A 12,248-nucleotide genomic window follows, 5' to 3' on the forward strand; every position below is an offset into this window, starting at 1 on the left:
ATCGATGCACTCGGAGACGGTGCAGTATGCAAGCTGCTCTTTGTCCGCTAGTAGCGACATTTATGTCACGGGGGATCACTCGCTCGGTTTTGCTGCAGTTTTTCGCAATCAGCGGACCGCACTGGAGGATCTGTACGACGTCTTTCATGGTGGTCATGCAGGGGCATACCATGGAGCTCTCCAATTTTCCTTGAGAAATTTCCCACGCTTTTCTCAGCTTGTCCCTCAGACCTCGCATCGCTAACCTCCTAAAACCGCTGGAAAACCAGTGGCCGGATGTGGAAGTCCGTACCAGCTAAGACGCAATCGCCTATAAACACCAGCCGGCGTTTTTTTACGCCTGTATCATGTGTCATGGCGGCTGTGCGCGGGGCACTTCGGTGCGCCGGGTCCTTAGCCCTGGTCTTCCACACCTGCGTACAGCTGCCACCCTCATGTGGAAGTGAGATTGGCAGTTCCTGAATAGTTAAGGAGCTTCGCCATGTACAAAGTCACACCGAATCCGCCCCATGCTTCAAACGCTGCCCCCACTGATGCCAAGCTTCAAGCTGCGGCTCAGCGTGCTATCCATCATTACTTGCCGTCATCCGATAACGACGTTCCCGCCGAGCAACCGAGCAGCAACCTATTCCGCGTCAGCCCCGACATAGATACCGAAACCCTTCTAGCCAACGCCGCCGAAAACCTGGAATCCGCCAACCAAATGGCTGCAACCCTGGCTTTCGACCTCGATGAACCCCATCGCGCCATCGTAATGGGCATTCAGCAGCTAATCGACCTGAGTGCTCTACTCGTTGACCGAGCTTTGGAGCAAGTCGCGCCTGTAGGCAGCACGGCCACCGCCTGACGCCGAACCCTGCCGCCTTACCTCAAGGCGGCAAACTGAACTGAACCCATCCTGTCATTCAGCAAAGTTTCATAATTCCCTGCGCTTATGAGGTCTACGATCCTTCTTAAGAGAGGACCTATACGCCTCCAGTCCAAAGGGAACTGAAAAATGATCTCCAATCTCGTCAAAGTCTTGATGATCGCTGGCACGTTGCTGTTGGCCGCTTGTTCGACGGGGTCGTCGGACGTGAGTAGCGACCCTTGTTATTCAGGGGGATGCCAAGCGTTTGGCGACCACAGCCCCAGCAAGGCCGCCAAGATGAATTTTGGCGGCAACGCGCTGGGGAGTAGTTACGGGGAGTATGGTTCGGGGTTGATGCATGATGACTGACTGAGCGGGTGGGGCAGTCATTTACTCCGCGACTGACCCACCGCTTTCGCGAGCAAGCCCGCTCCCACATTGGATCGTGGGAGGGCTTTAGTGGCCGCCTTTCATACGTCGGGCGATCAGGTAGATGCCCAGGCCCACCAGCGCCGTAGCCGCGCCGATGTAGCCCGTGCTAGTCCAACCATACCCGGCTGTAATCGCCATCCCGCCAAACCACGGCCCCAGCGCATTCGCCAGGTTGAACGCCGCGTGGTTGGACGCCGCCGCCAGGCTCGGTGCTTCATGCGCAATGTCCATCAAGCGGATTTGCAGCGGCGCGGCCATGGCGATCATGGTGCCGACCAGGCCGATGCCCAGCAGTACGCTCCACAGCGAACTCGCGGCGAAGGTGAAGAAGATCAGCACGGCCATCGACCACACCATAATCCAGCCCACTGCGCGAAATTGCAGGCGATCAAACAGCTTGCCGCCGGCGATGTTGCCGATGATGCCGCCTACGCCAAACGCGGCCAGACCGAAGGGGATCCACTGCGGCGAGACTTTGGTCACTTCGAGCATGGTCGGCGCCAGGTAGCTGAACACGCAGAACATCCCGGCAAACCCAATAGCGCCAATGGACAGCGCCATCCACACCTGCGGTTTGGTGAAGGCACGCAGTTCTTTGCGCGGGTCGCTGCGGGGTTCGTCGTGGCGATCCGGTACGAATTGCCAGACCAGCGCGATGGTGCACAGGGCGATGGCGCTGACCAGTGCGAACGCCGAGCGCCAGCCCAGGTGTTGACCGAGGAAGGTGGCGATGGGGTTGCCGAGCAGCATGGCCAGGGTCAGGCCCATCATCACGCGGGCGACGGCGCCAGCGCGTTTGTCGTTGGGCACCATGCTGGAGGCGACCACGGCGGCGATGCCGAAGTAGGCGCCGTGGGGCAGGCCGCTGATAAAGCGGAAGGCCACCAGCGAACCGAAGGTTGGGGTAAACGCCGTGGCGAGGTTGCCCAGGGCATAAAGGCCCATCAGCAATAGCAGCATGTGTTTACGCAGCAACTTGGCGCCGAGGATCGCCAGCAGCGGGGCGCCGACCATCACGCCCAGCGCATAGGCGCTGATGGCGTGGCCCACTTGCGGTTCGCTGAGATTGAGGTTGTGGGCGATGTCGGGCATCAGCCCCATGATGGCGAATTCGCCGGTGCCGATCGCAAAGGCGCCCACGGCCATGGCCGCTTCCATTTTGGCGGCGCTGCGCGCGGGCAGCACGTGCCCGGGTGTTTGCTGGATAGTCATGGGTAACTCTGTTTGATGAAGTGCACGAAGGACAGCCGCCGATGCTACGCAAGCAGCGACGAAGGTGTCTAGAACAGCGTGTTGCGCGAGAGTTCCATCGGCGCAAGCAGTGCGGGGCTTTGAGATCCGTCTTATTCAACTACCCTCTCGCCACGCTTACTCTTTTGGCGATGAAGCTCAAACATTTCCTGCAACCACTCGACTCTTCTTTTTCGACGCCCAAGGCCGCGCGCAAGTTGTTGCGGCTGTTTGCCCTGGCATTGGTGCTCGGCGTGTATGTGGGTGCCTACAGCTACTTGCGTGCGGCGTTGAATGAGGAAATTTCGCTACGGCGCAGTTATATGAATGAGGCGATTTCCGATGCGCAGAGTTTTTTTGTCAGCCGCCAGACGCTGCTCAAAAGCCTCGGCCTGTCGACGGTTCGTCATGTCACGCCACCCGTGGGCAACCTCAATAATGTGCCGGCCGAAGAGTTGCACATCACCTTGGGCGAGGCGGGCAATATCTGGAGCCTTTGGCTGACTAGGCGCCTGCTTGATTACCTGCAGGTCAACCAGGTCAACCTGATCTACGTCGCGCAGCGCGCCGAGCCGGTGGTGGAGCGCCTGTTTACCGTTGGGGCGGCCCCGGAGAATGTGCCGCAGCCGGTATTGCAGCGGTTGATGGCGGTGGACACCGGCAAGGTCTCGGTCAGCGATGAGTTGTGGCTGACTGAGCAGAGCCGCCTGGATTCACCGCTATACATCTTCACCCGCCTCGACGACCGTAGCCCCACGTCGGGTTGGCTCGGGCTGGAGGTGGACGGCCCGGACCTGATCAACGCCCTGCAGCATGAAAAAGCCGGGGACTTCATGTTGCTTGACGGCGCCGGGCAGCTGATTTTCAGCAGCACGCCTCATCAACCGTCGGCTGCGCAGGTGCTGCGCCAGTATCACGCCACGGCCAGCTTTGGTTGGGAAGGCAGCCGCTGGCTGCCGGATCGCTTGGCCATTCGCAAGCACCTGGGTTACTCCCAGTGGCAGATCGTCTACAGCCTGGAGCTGAGTTCACTGTTGCCCAGCCTGGCCATGCCGTTGTTGCTGTGCCTGCTGTTGTGCGCAGCGGCCAGCTTGTTGATGGTGCGGTTGGTGCGGCGCATCGATCAGCGTTTGATTATCCCGGCAGCCAATCGCATCGAAGCGCTGGTGGAGAGTGAGGCATTCAGCAGTGCGGTGATTCGCATCGCGCCAGTGGCCTTGTGCGTGCTGCGCCGCAGCGACGGCGAGGTAGTGCTGGAAAACCCCCTGTCCCGGCAATGGCTGGGCAACGGCCACGAGCGCCAGCAACTGTGTCACGGCTGGATTCGCCGCGCGTTCGATGAGTCGGAACAAAGCAGCACCGACGAGCTGCAAATGGCCGACGGTCGTCACCTGTACCTGAGTTTCGCGCCAACCCGTTACCAGCGTGAGGAGGTGCTGATCTGCGCCTTCAGCGACATCACCGAACGCAAGCAGGTGGAGTTGGCCCTGCAGCAGGCGCGCACGCTGGCGGACGCGGCGAATGAGGCCAAGACCCTGTTCCTGGCAACCATGAGCCATGAAATCCGCACGCCATTGTATGGCGTGCTGGGCACCCTGGAATTGCTTGCGCGCACCGACCTTAACAGCCAGCAGCGTGGCTACCTGAATGCCATCGAGGGCTCGTCGGCGAACTTGCTGCAAATGATCTGCGATGTGCTGGACGTGTCGAAAATCGAAGCGGGACAACTGTCCCTAGAGTTCAGCACGTTCTCACCGATCGAGTTGGTGCAGGAAGTGATCCAGGGCTACGCAGGCGCCGCCCAAAGCAAGGGCCTGCAGTTGTTCGCCTGCCTCGACCCGCAGTTGCCCGACCACGTGAGCGGGGATGTCACACGCATCCGCCAGATCCTGAATAACCTGCTGAACAACGCGCTGAAATTCACCGAAAGCGGCCGGATTGTCTTGCGTCTGCGCCTGGAAAGCCGTGAAGGCGAGCGCACGATGTTGCAGTGGCAGGTAGTCGACACCGGCAAGGGCATCGCCGAGGAAGACCAGCGGTACCTGTTCGAGCCGTTCTTCCAGGTCAGCGGCAATGCGAATGTGGTCGCCGGCAGCGGCCTGGGCTTGTCGATCTGCAAGCGCCTGATGCACTTGATGAACGGCACCTTGCGGGTGGTCAGCGAACCGGGCCTGGGCAGCAGCTTTTCCTTCACCTTGCCGCTGGAGCAAGTCAACGACGACGACCAGGCTCCCTGGGCGCAGCCGCTGCTCGGCGAGCGGGTGTATGTGGTGTCGCCGGTGCGTGAGCTGGCGGAAAGTGTTGGCGGCTGGTTGCGTCGCTGGGGCGCGCGCGCGCAACTCGGTGCGCCGGAGTCCGCCGAGGCCGACCCCGGCGCGGTATTGGTCGAGCTGTATCCCGGCCCGACCGAGCCCGACCAGTTGCTGCATTGGTCCGGGCCGCGGGTGATGGCCGCGGTCGACGAGCATGGCGCTTATCCCTGGCAGATCGGCCTGAACAACCTGCAGGCGCTCAACCGCGCGGTCAGCCGCGCCCAGGGCAGCGAAGAGTTGTTGTCGCCGAGGATCAGCGAGAAGCCCACCGAGTTCAGCCTCAACCTGCGCCTGCTGGTGGCCGAAGACAACCTGATCAACCAGTTGATCCTGCGCGACCAGTTGGAAGAGCTCGGCTGCAGCGTGGTGCTGGCCGGCGACGGCATTGAAGCGCTGTCATTGTGGGGTGATACCGCGTTCGACATGATTCTCACCGACGTCAACATGCCACGCATGAACGGCTATGAACTCACCGAACAACTGCGTCGCCTGGGTTGCTCACTGCCGATCATCGGGGCCACCGCCAACGCGATGCTCGACGAAGCCGAGCGCTGCCTGAACGCTGGCATGGATCATTGCCTGGTCAAGCCGTTCACCCTGCGCGCCCTCTACCAGTGCCTGCATCGCTATCAGAGGAGGGTGCTTTGAGCGCCTATCGCGTACTCATCGTGGAAGACCATCCTTTCCAGCATGAGTACTTGATCAACGTCTTCCAGGCCATCGGCGGGTTTGACGTCGATGTGGTCTGGGATGGCGCCACCGCGCTGCAACGCCTGGCCCGACAGCGCTACGATCTGCTGCTCAGCGACTTGATGATGCCGGGGATGGACGGTGTGCAACTGATCCAGCACTTGGCCCGCATGCACGCGCCGCCTGCGCTAGCGCTGATGAGCGTGGCGTCGCGGCGCATGCTGGTGGGCGCCGGGCAGGTGGCCGGGAACCTCGGCCTGACCGTCGCCGGGCTAATCTCCAAGCCGGTGCGCGAACGCGAGGTGCGCACCCTGCGCGATTGCCTCGACAAACTCGCCGAGCAGGCGCGCACGCCGTGTTGCCACCGGGGTGTCAGCCATGCCCGGGAGAACCTTGAGCGCGCCTTGGCCAATGGTGAAATCCAGGCGTGGTTCCAGCCGAAAAAATCCCTGCATGACGGGCGCATCGTGGGCGCCGAAGCCCTGGCACGCTGGGTGCACCCGGTGGAAGGGTTATTGATGCCCGGCGCGTTTCTTGACGACATCGAGCGCCTTGACCTGGAAACCCGCTTGCTCACCTGCATTCTCGGCCAAACCCTCATCGCCCAGGCCCAGTGGGCGCAACTCGGTTACCGGCTGCCGGTGTCGATCAACCTGCCCACGCATTTGCTCGACCAGAGCGACCTGGTCGACCGCCTGCTTGCCCAGGTGCAAAGCCGCGACGCCGAACCCCGGCAAATTACCTTCGAATTGATGGAAAGCTCCACCACACGGCTGCCCAGTAACTACTACGCTGGAGCATGTCGCTTGCGCATGATGGGCTTTGGGTTGGCGCAGGATGACTTCGGCAAGGGGTTCAGTTCCTACTTCAACCTGGTGTCGACGCCGTTCAACGAGGTCAAGATCGACCGGTCACTGGTGCATGGCTGTGCCGAGAACGAAAGCCTGGCGTCGGCCTTGCAAAGCATTGTCGAGCTGGGCCGCAAACTCGGGCTGACCACCATCGCCGAGGGCGCCGAGACCCAGGCGGAGCTGGCGGTGTTGCGGCGTATCCGCTGCGATCAGGTGCAGGGTTTCCTGATCTCCCATGCCGTGGCGGCGGAAAAATTCAGCGCCCTGTTAATCGAGGATGGCCCTGCGCCAGCACTTATGTGAGTGGCCAGGGTCACACAGTCAAGAAGCCCGAAGGAAGGGTCGCCCGGTCAGCCGGGCGTTATTGGCCAATGCCGGGATCAAGCATAGGCCCCATATCCTGATTCAGGCTTCTGCGGTACTGACGATGAAACATGCAAGTCTGCGCCTGGACAAGCTGGCGCAAAGCTCTCAACGCTTGAACAAAGCCCTGTTATTGCTCACGGGGCTCGCCTTGTTGCTGTCCAGCAGTTGCTATTGGGCGGTGTCGCGGTTGCTCGACGCTGAACAGGAAAAGGTCGAGTTCCACTTCGCCCGCGTGGTGGAGATCATCCATGAGCACGAGGCGTTCCTGCGCAACGTGGCCAGTGGCTACAGCCGCAGCAACGCGCCGCCGCTGCCGGCCGTGCAGTCGACCTCGGTGGTGGAGTTGCAGCACGAAGGCGGGCAGGTGGTGTTGCAGGCCAAGGGGTTTGCGATGTCGCTACCCTTCACCTTGTCCCACGCCGAGACGTTCTCGGCGGATGACACGCGCCGGGCACTGGCGTTTGGCGTGCAACTGACTGACTACTACGGCGGCTACTGGGCCAGCTCGTTTTACGCCTCGCCGCAGCTGTTCGTGTTCACCCCCAATGCCGTCGCCAGCCTGGCCGTGCCCGGCGTGGGCGGCTTGCGCCAGCACCAGCCATTGTTGCGCGAGCAGTACCGCGACGTGGTGAGCCGCTTGCAGCAACTGCAACAGAGCCAAAGCCTCCTGCTGACCGACAGCCGCGTGCGCTGGATGCGTGCGCCGCCGCAGTTGTACCAGAACAGCCGCAGCGTGGTCGCGATGATCGGCCTCGACGCGCCTGCCGCCGTATTGCCGGCCAATCAGCCTCAGGGCCTGCTCACGCTGGCGGCGGTGGTGGACACCTCGCAGGTCGACGAAATCGAGCGAGTACTGCAACTGTCGGTCTACAACCAGTTCACCCTGATCTCGCCCCAGGGCGACGTGTTGCTCGGCAGCCTCGGCGATGAACACATGGCGCCCCTGGGCCTGAGCTTCAACAGCCAGGGTTTGCGCTTCAAGATGCTCAGCGAGGGTGGAGAGCACTGGACCGGCCTGTACGCCATCAGCTATCAGGATTTCCTGCGCTACGCCAAATGGCCGCTGCTGGGCCTTGGCCTGACGTTTCTGGCGGCCGTGCTGCTGGGCTGGTGGATCAACCATTGGTACAAGACCCGCATCGTCAGCCCGGCGCAACGCGCGCAGGAGCGTCTGTTCGAGAGCGAGGCATTCAACCGCATCATGCTGCACAACGCCCCGGTGGGATTGTGCGTAGTGCGCCGCAGCGATCACCAGTTACTCCTGGAAAACCAGCGCGCGCTGCAATTGCAGGGCACCGCACCGCTGCTCGACGTGCTCAAGGCCAACGATGGCCCGGATACCCCCGGCGAGATGTGCCTGGCGGTGGAGGGGCGGTACTTGCAGGTCGTGGTGGTGGCGGCGCGGTACGAAGGTGAGGACGTGTTCCTCTGCGGCTGCAACGACATCACCCGACACGTGGACGAAGCCCAGTTGCTGACCCAGGCGCGCCAGGAAGCCACCGAAGCCAACGAGGCCAAAACCGTGTTCCTGGCAACCATGAGCCATGAAATCCGCACCCCGCTGTACGGCGTGCTCGGCAACCTGGAACTGATGGCCCTGACCGACATGAGCGAGCGCCAGCGCCACTACCTGGAAATTATCCAGGGTTCGTCCACTGTGCTGTTCCAGTTGATCAGCAACGTACTGGATGTATCGAAAATCGAATCCGGGCAAATGGCCGTGGAAGCGGCGCCGTTCAGCCCGGGCCAGTTGGTGGCGGAATCGGTGTTGGCGTTCAGCGCGACCGCGCGCAATAAAGGCTTGCAGATCGATGCCGAGATCGACCCGCTGCTACCGCCGCAACTGCTTGGCGATGCTGGCCGCATCCGGCAGGTCCTGCATAACCTGCTGGGCAACGCGATCAAGTTCACCGACTCCGGGCGCGTGCGTTTGCGCCTGATGGTGCAGCAACTACTTGACGATAAAGTGACCCTGCAATGGCAGGTCACTGACACCGGCGTGGGCATTCCGGAAAAGGCGCTGGACCAGTTGTTCAAGCCGTTTTATCAGGTAGCGGGCGACCAGGACGGCAATGGCGCCGGCCTGGGCCTGTCTATCTGCTCGCGCTTGAGTGAGTTGATGGGCGGCAGCATGCGCGTGGTCAGCGAGCCAGGGTTGGGCAGCAGTTTTTCGCTGTTCATCACCTTGCCGGTGCTTCAGGAAACCCTGCCCTCTGCGGAACAACCGCCGATGCCGCCGTGCCTGGACGCACCGTGCCTGAACGTGCGCGTGCTGGTCGCCGAAGACAACCCGGTCAGCCAGGCCGTGCTGCAAGAACAGCTCGAGGCCCTTGGCGCCCACCCCACCGTAGCGCGTGACGGCGAGCATGCGCTGCAAATCTGGGGTTCGCAGCCGTTCGACCTGGTGATCACCGACATCAATATGCCGCGCCTCAACGGCTACGACCTGGCCCGCGCGTTGCGTGAACAAGGCGTCCAGGTGCCGATCATCGGCGTCACCGCCAATGCCCTGCGCGAGGAGGGCGAGCGTTGCCTGGCGGTGGGCATGAACGCGTGGGTGGTCAAACCGCTGAGCCTGAGCATGCTGCGCCAGGCGTTAATGGCGCACTGCCGGCGGGCCACGGCCTTGCCGGTGGTGCAGGTGGACCGGGACCGTGAAGGCTGGATCGAGCTTTCCCCGGCCATGCGCCAACTGATGGCCGACACGTTGCTGGTGGATGTGCAGCAGATCGAACAAGGCCTGACGGCCGGCGATGCCACCCTCGTACGTGAGCGTTTGCACAGCCTCAACGGCGCGCTGGCCAGTGTGCGTGCCGGGGAACTGTCCAGCGCTTGTCAGGCATGGGAGAACACCCTGTACGACGCACCGCTGGATACATACGCCACCACGCAGATTCGAGGCGTGTGCGCACGGCTTACAGCGGTTGCGCAGTGCTTGCTGGCAGAGTCGCAAACTTGATGAAAGCCCATTACAAGGAAGATAAAGAATGCGAGAAATGAACGTTGTGATCGCCGATGACCACCCGATCGTACTGGTGGGCGTGCGCGAAATTGTGCAGCGTGATTCACGCTACAGCCTGGTGGGCGAGGCGGTCAGTTCCAGTCAACTGATCGAGCAGTTGCGCAAGCACCGGCCGCAAGTCCTGATCACCGATTTCAACATGCCGGGTGACGACACCTATGGCGATGGGTTGAAGCTGATCGAGTACATCCTGCGTCACTTTCCCGCGACCCAGGTGCTGGTGCTGACCATGATTTCCAACAGCCTGATTCTCACCCGCTTGCAGGAATTGGGTGTGGCCGGGGTGATCCAGAAGAACCACCTGCACGGCGAGATCGAAAAGGCCCTCGGCGCGATCAGTGCCCAGCGCAGTTACCGCGCACCGGAGCCCGCCGCGACTTCGGTCTTGGCCAATGTGACCCAGGTGCAGGCGCGCTTCCAGAGCCTGTCGCCACGGGAGATGGAAGTGCTGCGTTTATTCGTGACGGGCATGAGCGTGAGCGATATCGCGCGGCAGTTGAGCCGCAGCAACAAGACCGTCAGCGCGCAGAAGATTTCGGCCATGCGCAAGCTGGAGGTGGACAGTGACCAGGCGCTGCTGACCTATTGCATCGAAGCCCGGCAGTTTCAGTAATCAGCGGTACGTCATCTGCATCAACAGGGTGGCTTTGTAGCTACCCGCCTCGGGCAGCTCGCCCAGGGACACGGGCTTGACGCGCAGGGTCAGCGCCAACGGTTCGTCTTCTACCGGCCAGGTGCCGGTTTGGCCCAGGCCGATCCCCGGCTTGTCGGTCTTGTCACGCAATTGCACCTGCAACCCCAGGGATGGGAGATTGGTGAGCAGCACCGGGCTGACGGTGAGGGCCCGGGCCATGCCCGCCGACAAACTCAGCTCGACCTGAGCGCCCGCCTGACAGTCGAAGACCAGCGGCACATCGGTGGCGACGGTGCTGCCGTCGGCCAACTGGTTGAGGTTGACCTTGCCCAGGTCCACCTGTTGCGTACTCGGAAACCTTGCGGTGCACGGCGGTGCGGTCAGCTTGCCGCTGACGTCGATCTGCGCTTCTTCCGCCGCTTGCGCAAGGGCGGTGCTGGCTACGGCCAGCAGCATCCAGGCGAGCGCTTTCATAGGTAATTGAGGGTCATGACCATCGACGAGGTGAACGCGCCCGGCGCCAGCGTGCCGCGTTCGACCAGTTGCGCCTTGAGGCTGATATCCACGTCGCCGCTGAGGTTGGTGTATTTCTTGACGGTGCCATTGAGGTTTGCCGCCGTGTTGTCCGCCCACAGCAACGACACACCGAGGTTATCCGCCGTGGTCTTGGCCACGGTGGAGGTGTAGGTGCCGTTATTGGACGTGAAGCTGACATTTAGCGAAGAACCCGACGAGCACTTCAAGCGCACCGGCACTTCCACAGTGCCGGTGGTCGCCACCTGGTCAGTACGCACGTCGCCAAATGCGGCGGTCAGGGTTGTGCCGGTACTCAATACGCACGGTGGGCGGGTGAGGGTGCCGCTGACGGTGATATTCACCACGTCGGCAGCGTGAGCGGTGCTGCTGAGCAGCATCAGGGCGAGCAGTGGAGTTTTCATGGCAAGGCCCTCATTGATAGTCGATGTTCAGCGTGTATTGGCTCTGAAACGCACCCGTCGGTGATTGCCCGGCCGCCAGTTGTGGCTTGAAGCTCAGGTTTACGTCATTGCTGCCCACGCGTAACTGCATAAAGCGCGGGGTAGTGAAGTTCACCGGGTTCAGGGTGTCGGTCCACAGCGCCTGCATGTTCAAACCTGCCAGCGAGGTGCGCGTCACACCGGTAGTAGGGCTGACTACCGTCTGGTTTGGAAGCAGGTAGACGTTGGCTCGCATCTGCGCCGAGCATTTAATTGACACTGTGGTCGACTGCATCTGGTTATTGATGTCGCTGTTGCTGATAGAGCCGAAGCGCAGGTTGACGCTGCCGGGTGAACTCAGGCTGCAGGCAGGCGGGACTACGGTGTATGAAAACCCTGTGTTAAGAAACCACTCGCCATAACCCAGCCAGTTTTCCGAGGTAACGCCCAGCAACACCCCTATCCAACGTGTGCCTGCAGTTTGGGGTGCTGTGCCCACCAGAATGTAGCGGTAAGGCACCACAGTATTAAGGGGTAGAGGCCGGCAGTAGCCGCCCAGGCAATTGCGGCTGTATTGGCCGATATTCAGATCGTATAAATAGATGTTGTTATACGGGTCGGACCATCTCAACGGGGCTTGATTCGGGCCGCTCATGTAGTTGATTCGCGTATTTAAACCGGCTGAATAGGGGAATGCGCGGCGAACGGTGCACGTGCCCTCGAAGACGATCCTGATCGCCTGGCCCGGTGTAAACGTGTAGCCGCCGCTCGGAACGCCTGGCACTGTGCAGTTGAGATTCCCTTCGACCAACGCTTGCGCCTGTTGTGAAAGGCAGCTCAATACTGCGCACAACAGCGCAAGCATCAGCCGTCCACGCACCTTATGTGTTGCTTTAACGATCATG

Annotated in this window: 10 protein-coding genes; 6 read left to right on the forward strand and 4 right to left on the reverse strand. The window is 61.6% G+C overall.

The window, feature by feature from the left end; all coding sequences use genetic code 11:
* Nucleotides 1–481 precede the first annotated feature (481 nt).
* Both HX805_RS20850 and HX805_RS20855 read left to right on the forward strand, forming a co-directional pair.
* A complete protein-coding gene (locus HX805_RS20850; RefSeq protein WP_177117276.1) occupies nucleotides 482–847 on the forward strand; it encodes a DUF6124 family protein in 366 nt (121 codons plus the stop codon).
* A gap of 150 nt (nucleotides 848–997) precedes the next feature.
* A complete protein-coding gene (locus HX805_RS20855; RefSeq protein ID WP_177117277.1) occupies nucleotides 998–1,219 on the forward strand; it encodes a hypothetical protein in 222 nt (73 codons plus the stop codon).
* An 87-nt stretch (nucleotides 1,220–1,306) separates the two neighbouring features.
* Here the strand turns inward: HX805_RS20855 and HX805_RS20860 are convergent, their stop codons facing one another.
* A complete protein-coding gene (locus HX805_RS20860) occupies nucleotides 1,307–2,494 on the reverse strand; it encodes an MFS transporter (protein ID WP_087693663.1) in 1,188 nt (395 codons plus the stop codon).
* A 170-nt stretch (nucleotides 2,495–2,664) separates the two neighbouring features.
* Between HX805_RS20860 and HX805_RS20865 the strand changes: the two genes are divergently transcribed.
* The 4 genes from HX805_RS20865 (at nucleotide 2,665) to HX805_RS20880 (ending at nucleotide 10,366) form a co-directional block, all read left to right on the forward strand.
* The gene (locus HX805_RS20865; RefSeq protein ID WP_134325968.1) at nucleotides 2,665–5,472 is read left to right on the forward strand and encodes an ATP-binding protein; all 2,808 of its coding nucleotides are present in this window, start codon (nucleotides 2,665–2,667) and stop codon (nucleotides 5,470–5,472) included.
* Complete coding sequence (locus HX805_RS20870) at nucleotides 5,469–6,668, forward strand: EAL domain-containing protein (RefSeq protein WP_003218906.1); 1,200 nt, start codon at nucleotides 5,469–5,471, stop codon at nucleotides 6,666–6,668. Before HX805_RS20865 ends, HX805_RS20870 begins: the two co-directional genes overlap by 4 nt.
* Before the next feature lie 124 nt (nucleotides 6,669–6,792).
* Nucleotides 6,793–9,690: an ATP-binding protein gene (locus HX805_RS20875; protein ID WP_087693699.1), complete on the forward strand. Its 2,898-nt coding sequence runs from the start codon at nucleotides 6,793–6,795 to the stop codon at nucleotides 9,688–9,690.
* A 28-nt stretch (nucleotides 9,691–9,718) separates the two neighbouring features.
* Nucleotides 9,719–10,366, forward strand: a complete 648-nt coding sequence (locus tag HX805_RS20880; RefSeq protein WP_017477281.1) for a response regulator — start codon at nucleotides 9,719–9,721, stop codon at nucleotides 10,364–10,366.
* Here the strand turns inward: HX805_RS20880 and HX805_RS20885 are convergent, their stop codons facing one another.
* Genes HX805_RS20885 through HX805_RS20895 form a run of 3 tightly spaced genes read right to left on the reverse strand, consistent with a single transcriptional unit; the run spans nucleotide 10,367 to nucleotide 12,247 of the window.
* Nucleotides 10,367–10,861 (reverse strand): fimbrial protein, encoded by a 495-nt coding sequence (locus HX805_RS20885; protein ID WP_003218900.1) that lies wholly within the window; start codon nucleotides 10,859–10,861, stop codon nucleotides 10,367–10,369.
* A complete protein-coding gene (locus tag HX805_RS20890; protein WP_003218898.1) occupies nucleotides 10,858–11,325 on the reverse strand; it encodes a fimbrial protein in 468 nt (155 codons plus the stop codon). Before HX805_RS20890 ends, HX805_RS20885 begins: the two co-directional genes overlap by 4 nt.
* A 10-nt stretch (nucleotides 11,326–11,335) precedes the next feature.
* Nucleotides 11,336–12,247: a fimbrial protein gene (locus tag HX805_RS20895; RefSeq protein ID WP_256348246.1), complete on the reverse strand. Its 912-nt coding sequence runs from the start codon at nucleotides 12,245–12,247 to the stop codon at nucleotides 11,336–11,338.
* Nucleotide 12,248: the final 1 nt, after the last annotated feature.

This window comes from Pseudomonas sp. G5001 (genome assembly GCF_013385475.1).
Classification (GTDB): Bacteria; Pseudomonadota; Gammaproteobacteria; order Pseudomonadales; family Pseudomonadaceae; genus Aquipseudomonas.